Annotated in this window: 26 protein-coding genes; 1 reads left to right on the top strand and 25 read right to left on the bottom strand. The window is 72.4% G+C overall.

Annotated features, from left to right (window positions below; all coding sequences use genetic code 11):
* Positions 1–42: 42 nt before the first annotated feature.
* From OTB19_RS12420 to OTB19_RS12390, 7 genes are all read right to left on the bottom strand, one after another.
* A complete protein-coding gene (locus tag OTB19_RS12420; RefSeq protein WP_267798132.1) occupies positions 43–303 on the bottom strand; it encodes a hypothetical protein in 261 nt (86 codons plus the stop codon).
* Positions 303–3,737, bottom strand: coding sequence for a phage minor head protein (locus tag OTB19_RS12415; protein WP_267798131.1), 3,435 nt, complete (start codon positions 3,735–3,737; stop codon positions 303–305). The genes OTB19_RS12420 and OTB19_RS12415 overlap by 1 nt, the downstream gene beginning before the upstream one ends.
* A 23-nt stretch (positions 3,738–3,760) precedes the next feature.
* Positions 3,761–3,985 (bottom strand): hypothetical protein, encoded by a 225-nt coding sequence (locus OTB19_RS12410; protein WP_267798130.1) that lies wholly within the window; start codon positions 3,983–3,985, stop codon positions 3,761–3,763.
* Entirely contained in the window at positions 3,982–5,706 is a 1,725-nt protein-coding gene (locus OTB19_RS12405; RefSeq protein ID WP_267798129.1) for a hypothetical protein, read from the bottom strand. The genes OTB19_RS12410 and OTB19_RS12405 overlap by 4 nt, the downstream gene beginning before the upstream one ends.
* On the bottom strand, positions 5,706–6,044 hold the full coding sequence (locus tag OTB19_RS12400) for a DUF1360 domain-containing protein (protein ID WP_267798128.1): 339 nt from the start codon (positions 6,042–6,044) through the stop codon (positions 5,706–5,708). Before OTB19_RS12400 ends, OTB19_RS12405 begins: the two co-directional genes overlap by 1 nt.
* 109 nt (positions 6,045–6,153) lie before the next feature.
* The gene (locus OTB19_RS12395; protein ID WP_267798127.1) at positions 6,154–6,705 is read right to left on the bottom strand and encodes a hypothetical protein; all 552 of its coding nucleotides are present in this window, start codon (positions 6,703–6,705) and stop codon (positions 6,154–6,156) included.
* A gap of 6 nt (positions 6,706–6,711) precedes the next feature.
* Positions 6,712–7,677, bottom strand: coding sequence for a ParB/RepB/Spo0J family partition protein (locus OTB19_RS12390; protein ID WP_267798126.1), 966 nt, complete (start codon positions 7,675–7,677; stop codon positions 6,712–6,714).
* A gap of 370 nt (positions 7,678–8,047) precedes the next feature.
* Between OTB19_RS12390 and OTB19_RS12385 the strand changes: the two genes are divergently transcribed.
* Entirely contained in the window at positions 8,048–8,206 is a 159-nt protein-coding gene (locus tag OTB19_RS12385; protein ID WP_267798125.1) for a hypothetical protein, read from the top strand.
* A 28-nt stretch (positions 8,207–8,234) separates the two neighbouring features.
* Here OTB19_RS12385 and OTB19_RS12380 read toward each other — a convergent pair whose 3' ends face one another.
* The 18 genes from OTB19_RS12380 to OTB19_RS12295 form a co-directional block, all read right to left on the bottom strand.
* Positions 8,235–9,899: a hypothetical protein gene (locus OTB19_RS12380; protein ID WP_267798124.1), complete on the bottom strand. Its 1,665-nt coding sequence runs from the start codon at positions 9,897–9,899 to the stop codon at positions 8,235–8,237.
* Entirely contained in the window at positions 9,877–10,320 is a 444-nt protein-coding gene (locus OTB19_RS12375; protein ID WP_267798123.1) for a hypothetical protein, read from the bottom strand. Before OTB19_RS12375 ends, OTB19_RS12380 begins: the two co-directional genes overlap by 23 nt.
* Before the next feature lie 87 nt (positions 10,321–10,407).
* The gene (folE, locus tag OTB19_RS12370; RefSeq protein ID WP_267798122.1) at positions 10,408–11,028 is read right to left on the bottom strand and encodes a GTP cyclohydrolase I; all 621 of its coding nucleotides are present in this window, start codon (positions 11,026–11,028) and stop codon (positions 10,408–10,410) included.
* On the bottom strand, positions 11,025–11,750 hold the full coding sequence (locus tag OTB19_RS12365; RefSeq protein WP_267798121.1) for a 7-carboxy-7-deazaguanine synthase QueE: 726 nt from the start codon (positions 11,748–11,750) through the stop codon (positions 11,025–11,027). Before OTB19_RS12365 ends, folE begins: the two co-directional genes overlap by 4 nt.
* Positions 11,747–12,175: a 6-pyruvoyl trahydropterin synthase family protein gene (locus OTB19_RS12360; protein WP_267798120.1), complete on the bottom strand. Its 429-nt coding sequence runs from the start codon at positions 12,173–12,175 to the stop codon at positions 11,747–11,749. The genes OTB19_RS12365 and OTB19_RS12360 overlap by 4 nt, the downstream gene beginning before the upstream one ends.
* Positions 12,172–12,600, bottom strand: coding sequence for a hypothetical protein (locus tag OTB19_RS12355; protein WP_267798118.1), 429 nt, complete (start codon positions 12,598–12,600; stop codon positions 12,172–12,174). The genes OTB19_RS12360 and OTB19_RS12355 overlap by 4 nt, the downstream gene beginning before the upstream one ends.
* Complete coding sequence (locus tag OTB19_RS12350) at positions 12,597–13,526, bottom strand: hypothetical protein (RefSeq protein WP_267798117.1); 930 nt, start codon at positions 13,524–13,526, stop codon at positions 12,597–12,599. Before OTB19_RS12350 ends, OTB19_RS12355 begins: the two co-directional genes overlap by 4 nt.
* Entirely contained in the window at positions 13,523–14,461 is a 939-nt protein-coding gene (locus OTB19_RS12345) for a hypothetical protein (RefSeq protein ID WP_267798115.1), read from the bottom strand. Before OTB19_RS12345 ends, OTB19_RS12350 begins: the two co-directional genes overlap by 4 nt.
* Positions 14,458–15,156 carry a ParB/Srx family N-terminal domain-containing protein gene (locus tag OTB19_RS12340; protein ID WP_267798113.1) on the bottom strand — a complete coding sequence of 233 codons (699 nt, stop codon included), beginning with the start codon at positions 15,154–15,156 and terminating at the stop codon, positions 14,458–14,460. Before OTB19_RS12340 ends, OTB19_RS12345 begins: the two co-directional genes overlap by 4 nt.
* The gene (locus OTB19_RS12335) at positions 15,153–15,854 is read right to left on the bottom strand and encodes a hypothetical protein (protein ID WP_267798112.1); all 702 of its coding nucleotides are present in this window, start codon (positions 15,852–15,854) and stop codon (positions 15,153–15,155) included. Before OTB19_RS12335 ends, OTB19_RS12340 begins: the two co-directional genes overlap by 4 nt.
* A 164-nt stretch (positions 15,855–16,018) precedes the next feature.
* Positions 16,019–16,771: a GP88 family protein gene (locus OTB19_RS12330; RefSeq protein ID WP_267798111.1), complete on the bottom strand. Its 753-nt coding sequence runs from the start codon at positions 16,769–16,771 to the stop codon at positions 16,019–16,021.
* The gene (locus OTB19_RS12325) at positions 16,768–17,604 is read right to left on the bottom strand and encodes a hypothetical protein (protein ID WP_267798110.1); all 837 of its coding nucleotides are present in this window, start codon (positions 17,602–17,604) and stop codon (positions 16,768–16,770) included. The genes OTB19_RS12330 and OTB19_RS12325 overlap by 4 nt, the downstream gene beginning before the upstream one ends.
* Before the next feature lie 154 nt (positions 17,605–17,758).
* The gene (locus tag OTB19_RS12320; protein ID WP_267798109.1) at positions 17,759–18,256 is read right to left on the bottom strand and encodes a hypothetical protein; all 498 of its coding nucleotides are present in this window, start codon (positions 18,254–18,256) and stop codon (positions 17,759–17,761) included.
* Positions 18,257–18,332: 76 nt separating this feature from the next.
* Positions 18,333–18,899, bottom strand: coding sequence for a hypothetical protein (locus OTB19_RS12315; protein WP_267798108.1), 567 nt, complete (start codon positions 18,897–18,899; stop codon positions 18,333–18,335).
* Positions 18,900–19,056: 157 nt separating this feature from the next.
* A complete protein-coding gene (locus OTB19_RS12310) occupies positions 19,057–19,746 on the bottom strand; it encodes a nuclease-related domain-containing protein (RefSeq protein ID WP_267798107.1) in 690 nt (229 codons plus the stop codon).
* Positions 19,747–20,005: 259 nt separating this feature from the next.
* Positions 20,006–20,941 (bottom strand): DUF3560 domain-containing protein, encoded by a 936-nt coding sequence (locus OTB19_RS12305; RefSeq protein ID WP_267798106.1) that lies wholly within the window; start codon positions 20,939–20,941, stop codon positions 20,006–20,008.
* Between the two features lie 99 nt (positions 20,942–21,040).
* On the bottom strand, positions 21,041–21,775 hold the full coding sequence (locus tag OTB19_RS12300) for a PP2C family protein-serine/threonine phosphatase (protein ID WP_267798105.1): 735 nt from the start codon (positions 21,773–21,775) through the stop codon (positions 21,041–21,043).
* Positions 21,776–21,936: 161 nt separating this feature from the next.
* Positions 21,937–22,647: a hypothetical protein gene (locus OTB19_RS12295; RefSeq protein WP_267798104.1), complete on the bottom strand. Its 711-nt coding sequence runs from the start codon at positions 22,645–22,647 to the stop codon at positions 21,937–21,939.
* Positions 22,648–22,742: the final 95 nt, after the last annotated feature.

Below are 22,742 nucleotides of genomic sequence, written 5' to 3'. Positions count from 1 at the left end.
GCCATGGGGCATCGCGGGGCCTTGCGGACTCGGGTCAGGCCCTCACCCGGAGGACTGGGCCGGGGCCGGGGTGATGCTGACGGGGGCCGGTTGCCGGGTGGCAGGCGCGGCCGGGAGGGTCTTGGCCGCCGCGGCCGGGGGCGTTGTGCCCGCGTCACCCCGGGCCTTGACCTCGCTGTTGGGGTAGCGGCCGGCGACGGTGTCAGCGGTGGCCTTGTTGCCGGACGTGAACACGACCCGGCCGTTCTCGGCGATGACCTCGAACTGTTGCCGGCCCTTGTTCTTGTTGCACGCGCATCCCATCAGGACGCTCCCTTCATGACGGTGTCGGCGAGGCCGGCAACGACCTCTTCGCGAGCCGGGGCCAGGGACGCGGACAGGGCCTGGATCTCCGCGAGCGCGGCGGCTCGTTCCCGGGCGTGGCGTTCCAGGGCGTCCGTGAACTGGTCGAGGAACACGGGAGAGGTGAGCAGCGCGGTCACGACCTCGGCGACCTCCCCGGCGCCCTGTCCGGACAGGGTGTCCGCGTGCTGTCCGCGCTGGTCAGCGGGGGCGGTCACCTGGAGGGCGGACACGGTGTCCGCCGGGTGTGCGGACAGGGCGGACACGGTGTCCGCCGGCTGTCCGGGAAGGGCGGACACGGTGTCCGCAGCGGCGGCGGCCGACGCGGCGAGGGCAAGGTTCGAGCGTTCCGCGACAGAGGCCAGGAGCGGCGAGGAGTGCCCGGGGACAGGCACCGACAGCACCGCGCGGAGCTGCCACCTGCCGCCCGGTCCCTGCTTCATGTGGTAGCTGGGCTGGCAGCCCATGACCACGGTCCGGTCCCACTCCGCGAGCCAGGGAGCCGCGGCGCCGGAGAACCACATACCGCGCTTGTTGATGCCGACCGTGACGATCGCCGCGACGGTGCGCGTGTCATCGAACTGACAGGTGGACGTTTCGCATTCCGCGCCGTCCCTGTGGTGGCCGACGTTCATGGTGAAGGCGCCGGCCCGCACGAAGGCCCCGTTGTCCAGCTTGAACCGGGCCCGCAGGAAGTGGCTCAAGTCCACGTCGCCGAGGCTCTCGATCGTCAGGTTCCGGCCGGGCATTCCGGCGTGAGGCTCGCCGGCCTGGGCTACCCACCCGTACATGCGGCCGTCCGCGTAGTGCACGCCGCCGCTGCCGGGCGGCAGCTCCTCGACGGTGGGCTCCTGGAACCATGCGGCCGGCAGCGGGGGCGCGTCACGCATCGCCGTCCAGGCGGAGGCGACCAGCTCGGTCAGGCCGGGGTCCTCGCCATCGATGGCTGCGGCCGTGACGGGCTCCGGGCCTTCCGGGATGGTGGAGGCCCCGACGTACTGGCCGGGGGCCAGGCGCACGAGGCGGCCGGCTGCTGCTGCGCGGGACAGGTGCCCGCGCGCGGAGTCCATGGTGATGCCGAGGGCGGTGGCCACCTGCCGGGCGCCGACGGGGACGGGCGAGGCGGCCACGAACCGGACCACCTCCAGGTGCAGATCGCTGGGGGCCGCGGCTGTCACCGCTTCCTCGGCCCCGGTGTCGTCCTCGTCGGCGATGGGGTCCAGGACGATCCGGGCCTTGCTGTAGGCGGGCATGGCCACGAGGGTGGCGCCCCTGAGGCGGGCCCGGGTGATGCGCAGCAGGTAGTCCCCGGTGCGTTCGCTGTGGACGACGACGCCGCCCTCCGGGTCGTCCGCGTCGCCGGCTGCTGCGGTGAGCACGCCGGTGGTCGTGAACGCGGTCCGGAGGGCGTCGGCGGACACCAGGCCGCCGGGGCCGGTGATGAGCTGGACCGTGTGCTGTGCGCGGGACAGGACGGCGCCGGACGCGGTCCACTCGGGGGTCGTCGTCGCTGTGATCATCCATGCGTCGTCGGGGAGACGAAGGACGCTCATGGCGGGGAGGGACGCGGACAGCATGATCAGGTCGCCGTCGTCCTCCTCGCCCATGGTGCGGTCCACGAACTCGACGTCGACGTCGTCCAGGTCGACGGACACCCCCAGGGGGGCGCCCTCGTCCAGGAGCATCGCGGCGTCGGCGCCGGCGGGCCGGCTGGTGTACAGCACGCCGTTGCCGGTGATGCGGTCGCCGTCGCGGGTGACGGAGTTGATGGCCCCGGCGAGTTCCGCACCCTCGTGGCCCATGAGCATCTCGTCGGCGTACTGGAGGGGGGCCGGGTCCCGGTCCCAGTACAGGGAGCCGGGGGCGAAGATCCGCCCGTCGCCCGTCTCCTCGTTCTCGTAGGCCAGGGCGGTGTCGTCGGGGTTGGACCAGGAGCGCGTCGGCATCCCGGCCGCCGTGGCGTCGTCGGGTTCCATGGGGGCCTCCGTGGGGCCGATGGGGATATCGGTGTACTCACCGGCGAACGCGACGCGCAGCCGGTCGAATGTGACCGGGCCGAGCCGCTTCTCCAGGGCGGCCAGCAGGCCCGGTTCGTCGCTGTACGCGGCACAGATATGGGGCTGCCAGGGGGAGTGCTGGGTGGGGATGTCCGGGCCGTGGCGGTCTTCGAGGGCGTAGGTGGCAGCCCAGCGGGCGGCTTCCAGGGTGGGGGCGCCGGCCGGGCGGTCGCGGTCGTCGCCGAGGGCCCACACCCAGGACGGGCTGTCGGAACCGGCGTTCCAGTGGTTGGCGCCGAAGGCCTGGGCGTGGACCTGGTCGTCCGGGAGGCCGTGTTCCTGGGCCTGGGTGCGGAGGTTGGCGATCAGCTCGTTGCGCTGGTCTTCCGTCCAGTCCGCGCCTTCGCCGAGGTAGTACAGGGTCAGGTGCAGTTCTTCGGCCGCCTCGCCGGTGTCGAGGGCCAGACGTTGGGCGTCTGCCTCGGTGGGGATGAGGGCGATCATGGCGCCCGTGTGTGGGCTGCCGTCAGCCGCGGCCGTCACGAGGTCGGGCACGATCGGCTCCTTCCGTAGATTCTCAAGTTGGCTCCCGGCGGCCGTCTGAGATTCCAAGGCGGCAGTCCGGTCAGCTCTTGCGACTGCCAGGCGGCAGCGGCAATTGATCACCAGCTCGGGCGGGGCGGTGGGGTCGCCGGGGGCGGACATGGCCACGCCCGCGACGGTGAACGGCTCATCCAGCAGGCGGAGCTGCCCGTCCACGTCGTCGTGGGCGTCGCGGACGAGCGGGTCATGGCGTGTCAGCCACTGCTTGACCAGGGGGCGTTCCGGGCCGGTGAGGGCCTGGGCAGCGGCGAGGGTGGCCGAGTTCCAGGCGCGCGCGGACTCCGTACGGGCGATGCGTTCCTCCCGTACCCGGCCGAGCTGGACGCCCTCGCGCGCGAAGGCCCCCCGCAGGCGGGCCCGCAGCTGCTCGATGTCCTCCCCTGCCTCCACCCCCTCCGCGAGCTCCCTCACGGCGACGTCGGCGAGCCTGTCCCCGACCGCGCGCAACAGGTGCTCGGTCTGCTGGACGTAACCGGCCAGCTCCGTGGGCAGGGTGTCCGCGTCGTACCGGCCCGGGAGGTCGTCCCACCCGTCCGGCAGGGGCACGTCCACGGCCGCGCTGGTCTGGTCGGCGGCGGTCTCCGCGACGCCGAGGAGCCGGCGCACGAGGGCCGGCACGCGGGCCTGCCACATGCGGGCGATACGGGAGACGGAGAACCGGGCCGCCACGAGTTCCGTCGCGTCGGCCAGGGCGGTCGCGTACTCGGCCGCGACGTCGGCCAGGGCCTCGCCGACAGCCGCGGCGACGTCTTCCTCCCCGGCGTCCATGAGGGCCAGGAGCTGCTCCTCATCCACGCGGTGCCTCCCGGAGGGTGCAGTCAGCCACGGGTCCGTTCCTCTCGCCGGTCGCGGGGGTCCTCGCAGATCTCGCACCAGGTCCACGTCCCGATACGGGACACCCCGCCGGGGGCGAGGATCAGCAGGTCGCCGGCCAGGCGGGTGTACGCCTTGCACGCCGTGCACCACTCCTCCGTGGGGGTGCCGACCGCCACGGTCAGGACAAGGTCGGTGGGCGGGGCGCCGATGCGCCCGGGGCTGCTCATGCCGCGATCCCGACCGTGCACCGGCCGATCGCGGCCGGCACCACGGCGAAGTCATGGACCACCCCGGCCGCGATCAGCTCCCGGCAGTAGGCGTCAAGGCTGGCCGTCAGACACTCCGGGTCCATGCCGTAGCGGGTGGCGATCTCCGGCACGCGGGTCCATGCGCCGTCCAGCAGGCGCCACTGGTCGACCTCGTCGGCGTTGACCGTCAGCAGGGTGTGGAGAGCGGCGGCCTGTACCTCCCGGGCGCGGCCTCGTTCACTGCGCGGGCAGGCCGGGGTGCGGCGCAGCTTCTCGCCGGCGGAGGACAGGGCCGCCCAGATCAGCCCGTCGGCAGCGGCCAGCGCGCCGGCTGTCGGGGAGCAGGCCGCGGCCGGGACGACGGCCGCCGCCGGGAGGGTGTCGGGTGCGCGGGGAGCCTCGTCCACGGGCAGCTCCTCGCCACTGTCGGCCGGCTGCTCCACAGGTACGGGAGCCTGGCGTTCCTGGCCGGTGGGGGCGTCGGCCTCATCGAACCCGGTCTCCCGGCGCAGCGCGCGGCTGCTGATGGCCCCCAGCTCGTAGAGGCGTAGCGCGGTCTCGGAGCGGTTGGTGCGCACGCGCAGCGCCGAGGAGTCCGCGAACACGGACCATTCCTCGCCGTTCCGGACGCGCTCGTTCTCCAGCATGGGGCGGAGGTAGTGGTTCGTGTAGGCGTGGGCCACGATGTCCAGGCGCGGCACGATGCCCAGGCGGATGGCCTCCGCCGTCAGCTCCCAGGCTCCCCAGTGGTTGACGTCGCCCAGGCCGAGGAGGAACTCGGCCGGGATGTCGGCGGCGGTGGCGAACCGCTTGATGTTCTCCTCACGCAACCGGATGGCGAGTTCATCGAAGTCGCTCTCGAAGGTCAGGCGCTGGATGTGGCCGACCATCTCGGCCGGTACCTCCAGGATGATCGGGACGGTGGCGGCGGCACTGGCTGGGTCCCGGATGGCGGTCTCCGCGACCGTCATGAAGACGTCGATCAGGTCGTCCTCCGCGTCTCCCTGGGCGGGGGAGGAGGGGAACCGGGTGCCCTTGGGGACGACGAGGATGCCGCGGCCGGTGAGCCTGGACAGGGTGACGGCGCGGACGGCGGCGCCGAGGAGGCGCAGTTCCTCAAGCTCGTTGAGGCTGCCCAGGACCGGGGAGTCGGCCTCAAGGTGCTTCTCCGGGCTCGGGTCCCATACGCGGATGGCCGCCGGGTCCAGCGAAGTGGCGTCGTCTTCGGCGCCTTCGGCGAGGGCGGGGATGGTGACCGGGGCGCCGTCGATCTGCGCCTCCAGGCCCTTGCCCCTGCTGGTCATCTCCAGGACGGACACCACGTGCCAGGTCGGCAGGGCGTTCTCCCGGGGGCAGATGACGGTCCAGGCCTCGCCGGCGACGGCCAGGTGACGGCCGTACTCCCGCAGGAGTTGGGACTGCCCGTTGGGGCCGCCCGCGATGTCGGCGACGATCTGGGCGGCCGGGTGGTCGTCGGGGGCCGGGATGATGGCGTCGCCGGGGCCGAGCCGGCCCGCGTACAGGCGGGCCCCGCTCATGGCGTTGCCAATCCAGTTCGCGAAGGAGCGCACCTCGGGGGTGCGGTAGAACGACCAGGCCCGTTCCTGGTCGCTCCGGGCCGGGTTCTGCGCGGAGGTCTTCGCGGTCCGCAGGCTGTAGCGGGCAGCGGACGCGGTGATCTCGCGGCGGGTCTGTGTCATCAGCCGATACGGCCCATCGTGTCGTCCGCGCGGTTGATGAGCACGGCGGCGCCGGCGACGGCCAGCCACTCGATGCCGTGGATGAGCAGCGGCACGCCGGTGAACCGGTCGGTGAGCAGCAGGTATGTGGCGAGGAGCGCCCCGGAGATCCACCAGCCCATGCAGTACACGCAGGAGATGAGGCTGATCACGGTCTCGCGGACGGTGGAGGCGGGGCGCTTGTCGTGCCAGGAGTGGAGGCGGTCGCGGACGGGGTCCAGGATCGTGTCGTGGACGGCGAGCTGAGTCGCGCGGTACCCGGCGAAGCCGAGTAGGGCGAGTTCGGGCAGGTTGATCATGGTCGCCCCCTGGTGGAATGCTGGCGTCCGGTTGTCGGCGGAGCATCATAGGGCACGCGCCGGCGGGCGCCACCGGATGTAAGTGCCCAGGTCAGGACGGCAATTCAGATCACACGGGCTTGGGTGCCCGCAGGTCGTCCACGCGGCTGACGCCCTGGCGGCGGACCCAACTGCCCAGCAGTCGGGCGCCGGCCCAGGTCTCCCGCTCGGAGTCGTTGCGCTTGGCCGCCTCCAGTTCACGCAGCGCGGACCAACTGTCCAGGTCGTGAGCAGCCGCGGCGCCGAGGCGCACCCGCTCTCCGCTGATGGACAGTGGCCGGCTCAGCAGGTCGGTACGGATCACCTCCCACGTCTCCCCGACGCCCCAGCCCAACGGCAGCACCCCGGTCTGCGCGACAGTGCGCAGCAGCCGGTTGGCGGACCTGGTTGCCTGCCCCTCCCGGTGGTGCACGAGCCGGCGGGCGGCGTCGAGGACCACCTGTCGCGGGTGCCTGTTCAGCTCCGCAGCCACCTCCTCCACGATGCCGTCCATCCACTCCCGGTCCCGGGCCAGGTAGCGGTCCGGTCGAGCCCGGTTGAGGCGGCTGTCCACCAGGAGGTTCAGCTCGGCCTCGTCGTCCGCCTCGCCCTCGGCCCATGCTTCTTCGTCCGGCTCGTGCATCCCTGGTCAGCCGTTCTGTGCGTCGGTGAAGATGCGGTCCAGAGCCGCACGGTGGGTGTCTTGCAGGCCGGACAGGATGGCGTCCGCGTAGGGCGTGCCAGCCTGCTCCCGGATGGTCTGGACGGCTCCCCAGTGGGCGACGACCTGGCCGACACTGGCCTGTGCCCGCCGGATGGAGGCGGCCCGCTCCTCCTCCCACTGCTGGGCGAGGGTCAAGGCCTCGGCCCACGTCACCGCGCCGTCCTCGGCGCGCTCCGCGAAGCTGGGCCCCGGTGAGCCCTCGGCGTCCCGGATCTCGTCCACCCGCTCTACGGCCGCGCGCAGCTCGGCCTCTCGCCGCCGTTCCTCCAGCAGCTTCCGCGCGCCGTCGAGCGTGAGCCGCTCCTCGATCACCTGGTCGGCCAGGTCGGCGGCCTCCGCGCGCAGGAGCGTCATGGCGGACTCGGCGGATTGGGCGGCGCGCTTGCGCTCACGGGCGATCTCATACGCCTTGGACAGCACGGCGGATCCCTCGATCACAGATCTGACCAGGTCGGGAGCATGCCTGCGGACCGCGCGTGCCTGGACGACGTAGGAGCCGTCCACGTCGGCCAGGGCGCCGGCTTCCCGGGTGCTGAATTTTTCAGCACTCGCCACGAGCATGGCCCGCTGCCCTTTGGTGAGGTGCCGGCGGGCAATGTTCACCGTGAGGGCGTAGCCGTCCGGGTCGTCGCCCTCGTAGGTGGTGAACGTCGGCTCGACGCTGGCCAGCTCACAGGCCGCGTACCGGTTGCGGCCGTCAAGGATGCGTCCCTCGGGGTCGAGGACGATGGGGTGAAGGAGCCCGCGTGCGGCGATGTCGTGGGCCAGTTCCTTCAGCTCGTCGTCCGGGACCATGGGGAACAGGTCGGCGACCGGGTGGGCGTCGAGCCCTCTACGGGTTGCGCTGCCCTCCGCCTGGGAGGGGCCGGCGAGGTCACGTGTTTCGATCATGGTTGTCCCCTGGTGCGATGCGGTCGCCCGGTTGTGAGCGGGGAATCATAGGGCACGCGCCAACGGGCGCCCGGGGGCGTAAGAGCCCAGGTCAGCCCGCCAATTCAGATCTTGGGGTGGGGGTAAGGTGCGCCTCCTGGGGGCGCCGCGGCTGTGCCGATACAGCGTCCGGACGGCGCGGGGTCACGCAACCTGTAGCCGGCGGCGGTCCCCGGAGCCCGGAGGTGCGGCCGGGCTGGCGGGCCCTCGGGGGTGGCTCCCCCCGGGGGCTCGACCGTAGAGGGCGCCTCATGGTCGGCCCTTCCCCGTGCAACGGTGCGCTGACGCAAAGCCCTGTTGAACGGGCGGCCTGTGCCCGTACCGTGGCGGTATGTCTGATCTTCCGGGTTTGGATGGCGGCGAGACCCTGTCCATGGTGGAGCTGGAGACCGACGAGGGCCGGGAGGGCATCGTCTACGGTCCCGGCCCTGAGTTCGCCATCATCGGCGACCTGTTCATACCGGCCGCGCTCCTGGACGAGGAGCTGTGACGGCTCCGGTCGGGTCGAGCGCGACCGGTCACCGAGACGGCCGTCTTGAGGCTCCGTTGCCGACGCCGAGGGTGCGCCCGTAGCGGGACGCTGCCCGGGTGCTGCCGGTCGCGTTGGCGGGGGAAGCGATGGTCGAGGACGCGAGGTTCTCGGCCCAGAACGCCATACAGACCGCGTCGCCCTTGTCGGGGGAGCGGCCGAGGCGGGTGACGACGTCCTCCTTCCGCTCCACCTGGATCTTCGGCGGCACGCCTGTGGTCACGTCCCACGTGGGCAGGGTGAGATCCGCGATCATCTCGTCGTCCGGCGGCAGGGCCAATGTGGCGCCGAACGCCGGGTCCAGGAGTTCCCGGACACGCCAGTACGCCGCGCTCCTGGTGTTGGTGAACCCCCACTCCCCGTCACGGGTTCTGATCCGGGTGCGCGCTGCTCCCGTGTAAGCGAGGACGGGCACCCGCAGTTCGCGGAGGCGGTCCACGACGCCGCCACCGACGCCGATGCTGTCGACCACGGGCACCAGCCCGGCCGGCTCCTCGCCGTCGGGGCCAGGGTCGCCGACGGCGGCCTGTACCCGGGCGGTGGTCTGCATGGTGTCCTCGCGGTGGTGGGCTTCCAGGCGGCTGATGAGCAGCCCGTGGCGGTAGGCCAGGATGGTGGAGTCCCCGCCGGTGCGGGCGACGTCCACGCCGAGGACGCGCCGGCCGCCCTCGGGGGTGGGGCGTCCGGCCTGGTCCCACTCGTGCCAGCGCTCGACGGCCGCCTCCACCCAGGCCAGTGGGATGACAGAGTCCTCGTCCGAGGCGTGGAACTCGCCCAACACACGGTTGGCATACATCGCGCTGTCGACGCCCCACTGTCGGGCGCGCTGGTTCGCCCATTGCTCGCTGATGCGGCCGGCGGCGATGGCCTCGTCCAGGCGGACGTGCCGGACGTACCAGTCCTCCAGGCCGGGCGCGTGTTTGTGGATGTCGTAGAAGCGCCCGGCCGGGGGGCCGGGGGTGGAGATGGCGAACGCGAAGGCCTCCGGCAGCGTCCCGGGCGGGCCGTCCGTACGGCCACCTGAGAACGCGCCCTCAATGGCATCCCACGTGCCATCCGGGACGATCTTGGCCTCATCGATCAGGTACAGGAGGCTGTCGGCGTGCGCGCCCTCGATCAGCTCGGGCTTGTGTGAGGCCACGGGGGTGGCGGCGCCGTTGGTGAGCTTGAGGTTCAGGGCCAGCAGCTCCGTGCGCTCCGAGAACGGCGGGCGGCCCAGCACATCCCACCGGATGCGCTTGGCCCACTTGCGTACCTCCGGGACGAGGAAGACGGACAGGTGCCTCCAGGCGGAGGCGGTCATGATCACCTTCCAGTCGATGCCGGCCGCTTCCCTCGTGGTCGCGAACCACAGCACGGTGATGGCGGCCTGGGCGGTCTTGCCCAGGCCGTGGGGTCCTCGGACGGCCACGCGCCGGCGGACGGGCAGCGCGGCCAGGATGTCGGCCTGGTACGGGGTCAGTCCCTCGCCGGCCTCCCAGGTCACGCAGTCCCGCGCCCACCCCACGGGGTCGTACATGTAGCGCAGGATCACGCGGGACTGTTCGCTGGTGCGCTGGGCGCGGACGCGGTCCCGGAGCGCGCGGAGGGCCTGGACGTCCCCCGCGCGCACGAGCGCCGTCACCTGCCGCTCAATGTCCTCGGCCGTCGTCATCCGGTGCTCCCTCGGCGTCGCCGGCCTCGCTGTGGATCAGCGCCATGATCTCGTCACCGAGGCGTTGGGCGTCCACGTTCATGCGGACCGGGGCCTCGGTCCCCTCGATCCGGGACCGACCCGCGATGATCTTGATGACGACCTCGGCGGCTTTCGCGTCGCCCTTGAGGGCCTTGCTCCAGAACGCGGCCTGTAGCCGGTCGTACCGCAGCACCGTCATGGCCTTGAGGGCTTCGACCTCTTCGGCCTCTGCCTTGCGCGCCGCGGCCAGGGCACGGCGTACGTCCTTGCAGGCCGTGTTCCGGTCCCGGTAGCCGAGCTGCTCGGTGATGGTCTGCCAGTCCACGCCGGCCAGGCGCATGGACACGGCTTTCCTGCGGCGCTCGGACGTGGCGGCCTGCACGGCCTTTGAAGCGGGCACGGGGTGACCTCCCGTCGGGGACAGGTGGGAAGGGGGGCCAAGGACGTGTCCGGTATGGGGACGTGTCCTTGTGGCCCGGGGGCGGGTTCAGTGATCCATGAGGCGGTGGAGCTCGGCGCGGGCGTCCCGGTCGACGCGCCAGGCCCCTGTGTAGCTGCTGGTGACCATGACCGATCCGGGCTTGCGGGCCCCTCGGTGGGCCAGGCAGCCGTGTTCGGAGCGGATGACGCACGCGGCGGCGACGGGCCGGAGGTGGGTGTCCAGGGCGGTGGCGACCTGCCGGGTGAGCTGTTCCTGTGTCTGGAGGCGGCGGGCGTAGACGTCCAGGACGCGGGGGAGCTTGGACAGGCCGGCGACGGGGTCCCCGGGGCGAGGCTGGTACGCGATGTCCGCGTGCCCGGTGAACACCAGCATGTGGTGCTCACAGAGGCTGGCGAAGGGCACGCCCGTGACGATGATGGGGCCGCCGTCGTGGTCCACGGGGAAGGTGCGGGCGAGGTGCACGCCCGCGTCCTCGTGGTAGCCGGCGGTCATCTCCGCGAGGGCGCGCAGGACGCGGGCGGGGGTGTCGGTGAGGGCGGGGCTGTCCGGGTCGAGGCCGGTGGCGGTCATCCAGGCGCGGATGCCCCGGGTGTAGGCCTGGGCGGCCTGGTCGTGGTCGCCGGCGCGCACGGTGTCGGCCGCGGCGGTGTCGGTGGTGATCATCATCGGCCCTTCTCGTCGCCCCAGATAGCGACGTGCAAGCGGTTGCTGACGTTGAAGCCGGCCAGGATGGCGGGGTCGGCGATCTCGGCCATGCGGGCGGACAGGGTGGGGACGTCGGTGCCCTCGGGCATGACCCAGACGCGCGCGGGGTCGAGGTCGTGGGCTTCCGTGAACCGGGTGACCTCGGCGACGTCGGCCGCGGCCTGGCACACAAACTTGAACGCGGCCTTCCCCGTCTCGGCCAGCGCGCGCAGGGCCTCGGGGCGGATCCGCTTGGAGGCCGGGTCCCCGGCGTGGGCCAGCTTGGGGGAGACGTTGAAGCGGGTGACGAGCATCGTGGTGTGGGCGTTGGGGGCCTGGGTGCCGTTGGTTTCGACCTCCACCTCCACGAGTGCGCCCCGGAGGGCGGCCAGCAGGGACAGCCATCCGTCCTGCTGCTGGTGGAGCAGCGGTTCCCCGCCGGTGATGACGATCAGGTCCGGGTCCCCCTCCAGGGCGCGGGTGACGATGTCCCTGACGGTGCGGCGGGTGAGGGTGGCCCGGAGGTCGAAGCGGGAGGCGTCCCAGGTCTCCGGGGTGTCGCACCAGTTGCATGTCAGGTTGCAGCCGCCGAGGCGCACGAACCCGCACCGGCGGCCGGTGGAGGGTCCCTCTCCTTGAATGGTGGGGCCGAACGTCTCTCGGGTGACGAGGGTGTGGTCCAGGGAGACGGTGAGGTCGGTCATGAGGCCGTCCAGGTGGCGGCGTTGACGTGCGTCTCGCTGATCTTGACGTGGGTGACGCGGGCCTGGGGGGCGTGGACGAGGTCGAAGAGGGCGTCGGAGGCGACGCGGGCCAGGAGCGCGGCCACGTTCTCGACGGTGGGCCAGCCGGGGACCTGGTGGATCTTCATGCCGTAGGGGGCGAGGACGGGCAGGAGGGGGTCCTCGGGGCCGAGCATGAGGCCGTGGTCCAGGTGCTCATCGATCCAGCGGCGTAGCTGGTGCTTGAACGGGCCGAACTCCACGACGAGGCCGGAGGCGAGGGCCGGTGCTTCCACGGTGACCTCGGCCCACCAGGAGTGGCCGTGCAGGGACTGGCATTTGCCGGGGAGGTGCGGGAGGCGGTGCCCCGTCTCGAAGTTGTGCCGGACCGTTACGCCGTGCGTCATGACTGGCCTCCGTGGGTGCGGGCGACGGTGTAGCGGGTGGTGCTGTTGTCGTGGCCGATGTCGTCGTGGACGCCGATGACGTCCAGGTGGACGGCGCGAAGGCTGTACTGGCCGCCCCAGGGCTCCCACTCGGGGGCCACGTAGCCGTCCAGGTGGGCGAACAGGCGGTCGGTGATGTCCTCGTTGGTGGCGTCCTTGAACACGCGGCGGGTCAGCTCGTGGATGCGGGCCTCCAACGCGGCGTTGGTGGCCTCGAAACTGGGGTACCCGTGGCGGCCGACGGTGTCGTAGACCACGGTGACGGCGCCGGTGTGGCTGTGGGCGCGCAGTCCCATGGCCTTGTTGACGTTGGTGAAGTAGATGCTGAACGGGCCGACGTCCACGGTGCGGGTGAGGGCCGGCGCCGCGGCCGGGGTGGTGGTCATGTGGTGCTCGCTTCCTGCCGGGCGGCCTGGACGCCGGCCGCGGCACGGTAGAGGGGGGTGAGGGAGGCCGCTGCCAGGTACAGGTGCAGGCCCGGCGTGGCGGTGCGGCCTGCTCGCGCGACGGGGTCGCGGGGGCCGGGGGGGATGGTGATGGGGCCGTGGCGGGCCCGGATGTACTCCTCCGCGCGGCGCCACGTGAGGCAGGCCAGGCGGGTCACTTGCGGGTATTTGCTGATCGCTTTGGTGGGGAGCGATGCGGGGTCGGTGTGGTGGGCGCGGATCAGGTCCCGGTAGCGGAGCAGCGCGGCCCGGTCGTTCATCATGAAGCGGGGGGTCCAGGTGCCGCTGTTCGGGTCGAACAGCTTGAGGACGCCGAAGCGGGCGGACTGGCCCCAGGTGGAGGAGTCCACGGAGTAGAACGGGAACTCCCGCAGGGCGGCCCACAGGGTCATGCCGAAGCCGTGGAAGACCGCGCGGCCCTGGGCGAGGCGGAAGGCCTTGGCCATCCAGGGGAGGACTTCCCGGACGGGGTTGCCCAGGAGCTTGCCGAGGGCGATGTAGGTGTAGCCCTCGTCCAGGTAGCGCTCCAGCCAGGACCACGGGTCGCCGGTGTGGAACACGGGGATGGGGTGAAGGCCGTGGGACTCCAGTTCCTGCTGGTTGCGCCACGTGGTTTCGGGGCCGCCGATGACGTCGAGGTTGGCGTACAGGGTCAGTTCCTCGTCCCACTTCCGGCACCAGGCGGCGTAGTCGTCCAGGGTCAGGTGGATGCCCAGGGTGCGGGCGGAGTGGGCCCCGGAGTCCCCGAAGATCATGTTCGTGGGGGTGGCCAGCTTGCCGACGAAGCCGCGCATGGACGTCTTGTGCCAGTACGCGTAGGAGGTGAGGGCTTTGAACGGCTGGTCCAGGCCTGTATAGGCGGTCACGGGGTGCTCGCCTCCTGCCGGGCTTTCTGAACGCCGGCGGCGGCGCGGTACAGGTTGGTGGTGGTGGCTTCCGCGAGGTACAGGTGCAGGCCGGGGGGCGCCGGCCTGGGGCCGCCTCGGGTGACGGGGTTGTGGGGGCCGGGGGGGATGTTGACCGGTCCGTGGCGGGCGCGGATGAACTCCTCGGCCCGGCGCCATGCGATGGCGGCCAGCACGGTGGCGTCGGTGCGGCTGTAGGTGGCCCGGGTGGCGAGGGACATGGGGTTGATGTGGTGGGCGCGCACGAGTTCCCTGTGCTGGAGCAGCGCGGCACGGTCGCGCATCATGAGGTTGGTCCAGGTGCCGGCGGCCGGGTCGAACAGTTTGATCACGCCGAAGCGGAAGCCGCTGCCCCAGGTGGAGGAGTCCACGGAGTAGAACGGGAACTCGCGCAGGGCTCGCCACACGGTGAGTCCGAAGCCGTGGAACACGGCCCGTCCGGCGGCCACCTTGAAGGCCTTCGCGATCCAGGGCAGCACCTCCCGGACGGGGTTGCCCAGCAGCTTGCCGAGGGCGATGTAGGTGTATCCCTCCTCGATGTAGCGCTCAAGCCAGTGCCAGGGGTCGCCGGTGTGGAAGACGGGGATGGGCTCCAGGCCGTGGACCAGCTCCAGTTCCTTCTGGTTGCGCCACGTGGCCTCCGGGCCGCCGATGACGTCCAGGTTGGCGTACAGGGTGAGCTGCCGGTCCCACTTCTGGCACCAGGCGGCGTAATCCTCCAGGGTCAGGTGGATGCCCATGGTGCGGGCGGAGTGGGCACCGGAGTCCCCGAAGATCATGTTCGCGGGGGTGGCCAGCTTGTCGGTGAAGTCGGCCATGTTCTTCGTCCGCCAGAACGCGAAGGAGCACAGGGCCTTGAAGTCCTGGTCCAGGCCGAGGTGGACGGCCGGGGTCATGCCGCGGCCTGCTCGCGGGCGATGTCGATCTCGTCCAGCAGGGCGCCCAACTTGACCTCGTCGTCCCGGCCGGTGTGGGCGTCCAGCGCGAGGCGCCACCGGTCGAACATCTCCGGGGACACGGACATGTTGATCTTGGGTCGGAAAACCTCCTCGTTGGGCTCGCCGTGGTGGTCCATGATCGGGACGGCCTCGTCCGGCGGAGCGGTGAGCAGCGCGGTGATGTCCTCCACGTCGCGGGTGGAGTAGCCGGTGCCTTCCAGGTCGTCCAGGCCGGCGAGGAGATCGGACAGGGCCTCGAAGTCGTACGTCCCCAGGTCTGAGGCCCGGTTGTCCACGATGTTCACGCGGCGTGCGGTGTCCTCGTCGCAGGTGACGACCTCGCAGCGGGGGGCCGGCTCCCAGGTGGGATCGTTGGCGCAGATGCCGCAGGGGCGGGAGCCGCGGCCGGCCTTGACGGTGGCGCCGCAGTTGCCGGGGCCGTGGGCGGTGAACGCCTGCATGGTGTGGTTGCCGGCGAGCACGATGAGCGGCCCGTTCTGGATCTCCCGCACCACCAGGGAGCGGTACTGCCCGTTGCGGCGCAGGCTCTCCACGATGGCCTCCACGTTGCCCCTCTTGGCGTTGCCGGGGAACGGGGTGAGCTGGTCCAGGGGGATGCGGTCCGTGCGGACGTAGGTGGCCTGGGCGGTCATGGGCGGGGGCTCCCTTGTGGGTGGACGAGCGGACTCAAGGACGGAGGGACCAGGACGGCGCGGGCCCGGTCCAGGAGGTGGCGGAAGCGGGCGGTGTCGTCGCCGGGGTTGGGGCCGTCGGCGGTGAGGTCGTAGAACAGGTCCCGGTCCTCGGGGGGCACGGTGAACCGCAGCACCGGCCAGAGGTCTTCGTCGTCCGGGTCGCGGTAGGTGTCGGCCAGTTCCTCCAGTGACGGGGGCGGGGCGAGCAGCCGCTCGACGTCGGCGTCCTGGTAGCCGGTGCCGCCGTAGTCCTCGTCCAGGAAGGACAGCAGCTCGGCCAAGGCGTCCGCGTCGTAGGAGCCCAGGTCGGCCGACCGGTTGTCGATCAGGTTCACGCGGCGGGCGGTGTCCTCGTCGCAGGCCACGACCTCGCAGCGGGCGGCCGGGGTCCAGGCCGGATCGTTGGCGCACACCCCGCACGCCTGGTGCCCGCAGTCGCCGCTGCCGTGGCGGTGGAGGGCCTGGGCGGTGTGGTTGCCGGCGAGGACGACGAGGGGGGCACCGGGTAGCTCGCGGGCGACCAGGGAGCGGTACTGCCCGTTGCGGCGCAGGCTGGTCAGGATGGTGTCGACGTCGCCGCGCTTGGCGTTGCCGGGGAACGGCGTGAGGTCGGACAGCGGGATGAGCGCTGTCCGGAGGTAGGTGGCCTGGGCCATTCCGGTCTCCTCGGGGCGGGTGGCAGCGCAAGAGGATAAGCGGAGGTCGTGTTCGGCCCTCGGGGGCGAGGCTCCGGCACTGATCAGAACGGGAGTTGACGGTCCGTGGGGCGGTAAGCGGAACGGGTGCCGCCGGTGCGGGGCGGGTGGGCCCGTGGCGGGGGTCAGCGGGTGCGTGCCGCCCGTTTGGTGTCCCGCTCGACCTGCCACTCCCGGAAGGTGCGGCCGGCCATGCGGCGCCGGAACTGGGGGATGTTGTTGGCGGGGATGCCGACGGGGGCCGGGCCGAGGACGGCCAGGAGGTCGGACGCGTCCTGGGAGTGGTAGCCGGCGGACAGGATGGCGGCCTCGTCCGGGAAGACGTCCGCGACGCGGTCGCCGGGGCGGATGAGGTGGTCCTCGTTGCCGCCGTACGAGAACACCCAGCGCAGATTTCGAGGTGGGGCGGGGCGGACCATGCGGTTCCAGCGGTCGACTTCCTTGGTGTAGCAGTAGAAGTTCACGGCCGGACGGAACGCGATGAGTCTCAGCCACATGGCCAGGTATCGGTCGCTGAAGAAATCGCCGGCGTCGTGGATACGGATCCAGCCGCCTCGGTGGCGGGGGTGGGCCAGTTCGGCGGCCATCTGGCGTTGCCACCCGGCCGGGTCGTCCAGCACGTAGGCCAGGTTCTCCTGGTGGCGCTGGATGACGCCGGGGAAGTTGTAGGTTCCATTCCTCGCGTAGCAGGCCTGGGCACAGACCCCGGCCGCCGGACAGGTCTTGATCACCCGTCCGTCCCACAGGCGGGTGGCCAGGGCCGGGATGGTCCAGTTCCAGATGTTCTCTCCGCGCAGCTCGCTGTTCTGGGTGAGGAGCCGTTGCGGCCGGCGAGGTCGACGGCGTACGGGCGGGGTCTCCAGGGCGAGGGCGGTCACGGGCGGTCGACCCCGGCGGCCTTGAGGAGCGCGGAGACGGTCACCACCCCGTCGTGGCTGTGGCGGGAGTCGAGGAGCGCGGCCAGGGCGCGGAGCGCGCGGAGCACGATCTCCGGGGCTCCCTCGGTGGGGAACAGTTCCCGGGCGGCGACCACCAGGCGGGCGGCCTCGTCGCGGTCGGGGGGCAGGTAGGTCAAGGTCATCAGCACGTGGCCGGGCGGGGGTGGCAGCGGCGGCGAGGGGTCACCGGCCGCGGCAGGGGCGGCGGTGGTGTCCGGGGCGCCGGGGGTGGTGTCCGGGGCGGCGGGCTGTTCCTCGGGGGGCGGCTCCTCCTCGGCGGTGGCCTCATCGATGGCGGTCAGCAGGTCGGCGAGGTCCTCGTCGCTGTAGCCGGTGCCGCCGAGGTCGTCGTCCAGGCCGGCGATGAGTTCGGCGAGGGCGGTCTCATCCCAGGTGCCGAGCTCTGAGCTGCGGTTGTCGACCAGGTTGATGCGGCGGGCGGTGTCCTCGTCGCAGTGGACGACCTCACAGCGCGCGGTCGGCTCCCACGGCTGGTTGCCGCACACCCCGCAGGGGCGTTCCTCTGCGCCGACCTGGACGGTCATGCCGCAGTCGCCGGGACCGTGGGCGGCGATGGCCTGGGTGGTGTGGTTGCCGGCGAGGACGACGTAGTGGCCGGGGTCGGTCTCCTGGACGACGAGGGAGCGGTACTGCCCGTTGCGGGTGAGGCTGGTGAGGATGGTGCCGACGTCGCCGCGTTTGGCGTTGCCGGGGAACGGGGTGAGCTGGGCGAGCGGGATGGTGTCGGTACGGACGTAGGTGGCCTGGGTCATGGGCTGTTTCCCCTGGTCGCGGCGGACGGCGGCGCAGAAGGATAGGGCAGGCGCGCGCCTGCCGGGTCGGCAGCGGCCGGGGGACCTGGGGGCCGGGGAGACAGCAGAAGGCCCGCACGCGCGCGAGGGCGGTGCGGGCCGGTGTCCCGGAGGGTCAGGCCAGGGCGGTCACCGCGTCGAGGAGCGGCCGGACGTCGCCGAAGAGGACTTCCACGCTCTGGAGGTGGTCCCCGTCCTGGTCGCTGGGGTGCCGGATGAACGGTCCGGTGGTCAGGACCCGGCCGTCCTCGCGGACTTCCGCGCGGGCGCCGGTCGACCGGGGCTGTCCGCCCTCCTTCTCCCAGCGCTGGTAGGCGGGGTGGTCGGCGATCTGTCGGAGGGCGGCCAGGAACGCGGACACGGGGGCGGCCGGGGTGGCGAATGTGTCCGGGGCCAGGGTGACCCAGGCCGCGGCGCGCTCCTCGTTGGTGTACGCGGCCTCCAGCTCCTCGTCGGTGAGGTCGCCGTCGGACTCCTCGCGGATGCGGTACCAGCCGTGCAGGTAGGTGGTCGCGGTCAGCTCGGCGTAGCCGCTGCCCAGGGCGAGGCCCTCGCTGATCTCGACGTTGTACCAGGGGGCCATTTCGGCGGTCGGGGTGAGGCAGGCGCCCATGAGGGTGCTCCTTTGGGGTGCGGTAGCGGCAGGTGAACGGGCGGGGGCGGCCGGTGGGCCGCGCCCCGAGGGGTGGCTACTTGGCGGGGTCGAAGAAGTCGTTGAGGAACGCTTCCAGGTCCATGGGCTCTTCGGTGGCCGGCTCCTCGATGGCGGGGGGCTGTACGGAGGCGAGCAGGGAGGCCAGGAAGTTGCCGGGGCCCATCAGGGGGCGGGGCTCCTCGACCACGGGCGCCGGCGCGGTGGCGTTGGGGTTGATGAACTCGTGGCAGTCCGCGAACTGGGCGTCGGTGGGGTCCAGGTCGAACTTCACCGGGGGGTGGGGGCGGGCCATGGCCGCGAAGTTGGGGAAGGTGGGGGCCTCGAACTTGCGCTTCTCGATCTGGGCGACCGCGCGGTTCGCGTCGAAGGCGGCGCGCTGGTCCGGGCCGCTGTTGTGGCCGCGCGCCTTCTCGTCGGCGGCGCGGGCGGTGCGCTTGGCGGCGGCCAGGGCGCGGGCCTTGTTGGCGTCGTGCAGCTCTTCCAGGGTGGCGCGGACAGCGCGGGTATGGGCGGTCTCCATCTGACGGACGGTACCGGTGCGTTCGGTGCGCACGGTGCGGCGGACGCCGTAGATGGTGACGGTGGTTTCGCGGTAGTCCATGGCGCTGCTCCCTGGCCTGGTGGTGCGGGTTCCAACCCCCACATAGTTGCAACACGATGTTGCAAAGTCAAGTTGCGTGGACTGGTGGTGGGGGGCGTGTCGGGGACGAGGAAGCCCGCACCGGCGCGGGGCGCGGTGCGGGCGCGGGGGGCGAGGGTCAGCGGCGGGTGTACGGGGGGAGGGCGCGGTCGGCCGCGGCGACCAGGTCGGCGGCGCGTCGCTGGGCGGGGATCCGGGCGGCCTCCCGCAGTACGGCCGGCAGTACCTCGGCCGGGACGATGCGTACTCCGCCGAGGGCCAGTTCGGTAGCCGGCCTTCCGTGGGGGCCCACGAGGGGGGCGTGCTCGATGGCGACGATCGGGGTGACCGGCACGCCGAGGGCGCGGGACACGGCTTCGGCCTCGCGCCGGGTGCTCGTGACGCGCGCGGTGACGTCGCGGTCGCCGTGCCAGAGCCGGCCCACCCGCACGGTGACGGGGTAGCGGCTTGCCATCATCTTGGGGTCGAGCACGAACACGTGCCCGTTGGGGGAGATGGCGAGCGCGTCCACGTTGGCGGTGCCTTCGCCGGGCGGGAGGGCCAGGTCGTAACGCAGGGTCCAGCCCTGTTGGGTGAGCTGGGCCAGGCGGGCGGCGGCGCGCTTCTCGCCGATGGCGCCGGCCTTCCAGTTGCGTGCCTGGCGGCCGGCCCGGGTGTCGATGCCGAGGGCGTCGGCGAGGCGGACGAGGGGGGTGCGGAGCTGTCGGGCGCGGGCTTCGGCGGAGGCGCCGGGGCCGGTGCCGGGGCGGGTCTGGCGGTGGTAGATCCACCATGCGGCGGCCATGGCCAGGATGATCGGGAGGGCCACTGTCGGGTTCCTTTCGCGCGGGGCCCGGACAGGGTGTCCGGGCCGGGAGGACAGGGGGCGGACACGGTGTCCGGGGTGGGGCGGACAAGGTGTGGACGGGGTGTCCGCCTGGGGGTGTTCTGGCTGGTGGGGCGGGGCGGACAGTGTCCGGACAGGGGTGTCCGGGTGGGGTTGTCCGGGAGTTGTCCGCAGTTGTTCGCGGACAACTCCCGGACAGGCGGGGCGGACAGCGTCCGGGGGCTGTCCGCCCTGTCCGGGGTCAGTTGTCCGGGGTGTCCTCGACGTGCTGGCAGCGCAGCGCGCGGACCTCTTCCCAGCCGTAGCGGTCCGTCCAGGAGTAGCCCGTGGTCACGCTCACGCTCTTGCCGTTGGCGCGGACCACGGTGCGCCACTGGCCCCGGATCTTGACCAGGTCGTCGCGGTGGACGTTGTTCTTGGAGTACCGGCCGAACCTGCCGGCCTCGGCCGCGGCGTCGAGGACGGCGCGGTCGCCGGCGATCCGCTCGTCCAGGACTTTCAGCTGTCCCTCGTACTGGCGGTGGAGGTCGGCGGAACGGGCCGAGGGGTACCGGTTGAAGGACTCCATGCGGCGTACGAGGCTGCGCCGTTCGGCCTCCAGCCGCTCGACGCGGCGCGCGGTGACGTCCGGGCGCTCCCCGTAGGCCTCGGCGCGGCGGGACCCCTCGACCAGGGCGGGCACCCGGCGTGCCTCCTCGGCGGTGAGGGCGGAGCGGATGGCGGTGTTGATGCTGCGGTCCAGGAGGTTGCGGTGCGCGCGGCCCCGGGCGCCGGGGCCGACCGGCTGGCCTAGGGGGATGTGTTCCACCATGGCGTTCGACGCCCGGTACAGGGAGTCCGCCTGCCGGGCCAGCTTCTCGCCCTTGGCTGTGAGGGCGTCGCGGCGGTCCTCCAGCCGCTCGTGCTTGTCGGCGCGCACCACGTCGTTGGGGCGCACCTCGTCGTCCACCTTGACGGTCACCGTGTGGCCGGCGGCGCGCAGCTCCTCGGCCGCGGCTTCCATGGCCACGATGCGGGGTGCGCGGTCGCGGCTGTTGGGGTGGCCGTACTGGCGCAGGGAGCGGAACCAGCGGAAGGCGTGCCGCTTGAGGATGTCGCCGGTGCCGTCGCCCTTCTCGGTGTCGCCGTCCACGAGGGTGCCCTTTGCCGGGGTGTGGCTGATCGTGATGGTGGCCATGCGTCGCGCCTTTCGTCGGTGGTGCTGGTGCTCGGGCGGGTGACCGGGCCTGTTCGTCCGGCGGGGGCGGACAGGCCCGGACACGGTCCGGACAAGGGGTCAGGCGGGCAGGTCGGCCACGAGGGCGGTCGCGTTGTCCGGGCGCTTGCCGCCCCACGCGACGGCGGTCTCCACCAGGTTGACGGCGGCGGTCGCCGGGGGGCCGGCGAGGTACGTGGCCAGGTCGGCGCCGTTGTCCTCGATCGGCTCATAGGCCCCGTCCGACACCAGCACCAGGCGGCCGGGGGCGGCCGGGACGGTGGCGGCTTCCATGGCGGGGTGGTTGGCGTAGGCCATGGCGTCCTCGTCGGTCCGCCAGGACCCGAGGCAGGCCGTGATGCGGTGGCGGTTGCCGCCTTCGGGGTACACGTCGGTGGGCGGGTAGACGCGGCGGAGGTTGTGGTCGTTGGTCAGGCGCCGGAGGGTGCCGTCCTGGAGCAGGTAGGCGCGGGAGTCCCCGCTCCAGGCCACGCTGTACGGGCGGCCGGGGGCCGTGACGACCACCACGGCGGCGGCCTTCTCGGTGTAGTCCCGGGTGTAGCGGTCGGCGTTGGCCGGGCGGGCGCGGTACATGGCGTACAGCTCGCGCAGGGCGGTCTCCGCGTCGCCGAGGCGGGCGGCGTGGCGGGCGAGGCGGCCGGCTGCTTCCCGCGTCCATGTCTGGACGCTCTCCGAGTCCCCGATCCCGTCCAGGAGTACGTACGCGCTGGTGCCGGCGGGGGTGGTGTGGACGGCGGTGGCGTCGCACTGCATCTCGCGTCCGCCGATGTTCTGTGCGGTGGCGTAGTTGCGCATGGTCTTGCCCCGTTCTCTGGTGGCCCGGGTGGGCGAAGGCTGTGGTGGGGGCGGGCTGTGGGCCCTCCCTCACGCCACATATGGTTGCACGCTCGCATTGCAACGTCAAGTTGCAACGCTGGTCATGGGTGTACGGGAGGGAGGGCCAGGGTGATCAGGTGTCAGGCGGTCGCGCGCGTCGGCGGGGCCAGGTGCTCCGTGACGAACTGGGCGGTCATCGCCCGGCGGTGCTCGCGGGTGAGGCGGCGTGCCTCGTCACGGGTCCCGCCGAGCGCCCCGTTCAACTGCCCGCACGAGCACACGGCCCAGCTTGATCCGTCCCGGAGCATCCCGGCCCGACCGCCGGGGCGGTTGAGGCCGGCCGATCCGTACGGGTCGCCGGCGGACGGCCGGCGGAAGCCCTCCGGCTCGGTGGTGCGGGTGCGGTGCGTCTGGGCCAGGAGTCCCAGGCGGGCCGTCAGGGACAGGCGGACCCGGTCCCCGTCCTCGACCACCAGCGTCCGGGCGCGGAGGCGTGCGGTGGCGAAGGCGGGGATCCGCCACATGGGGCCTGCGATGACGCGGCGCCCGTCTTCCTCGGCGTAGTGGGCGTGGCGGTCGCCGCCGATCAAGGCCAGGTCGTCGCGGGTGGGGCCGGACAGGGCCCCGACCGGGGTGAAGGGCTCCAGGCTGATCGAGCGGGTGGCCAGGACGACCGCGCCGTCCGTGGCGCCGAACAGGTGGCGGGTCCAGGTGATGAGCGCGCCCCCGGCGGGGGTGGCCTCCACGGTGTAGCCGCGGCGGACGGCGGTGGCAAGGAGCATCCGGGCGGCCGGCTCACTGGCCGTTCCCTCGGTGACGCCTCCGGCGTGCTGCTGGGTCTGCTTGAACACGGGGGCCTCCTGGTGGGGTGGGGGGGTGGGGCGGCGGGGGGGTGTCGGGGCGCTGCCGGGGCCCGGGTGCGGGCCGGGGCGCGGGCCGGGGTGCG

The organism is Streptomyces sp. H27-H5, from assembly GCF_026627505.1.
In the GTDB taxonomy this organism is placed as follows: domain Bacteria; phylum Actinomycetota; class Actinomycetes; order Streptomycetales; family Streptomycetaceae; genus Streptomyces.
The sequence above is the reverse complement of the archived record's forward strand: the minus strand, read 5'-3'. Positions and strand labels throughout refer to the sequence as shown.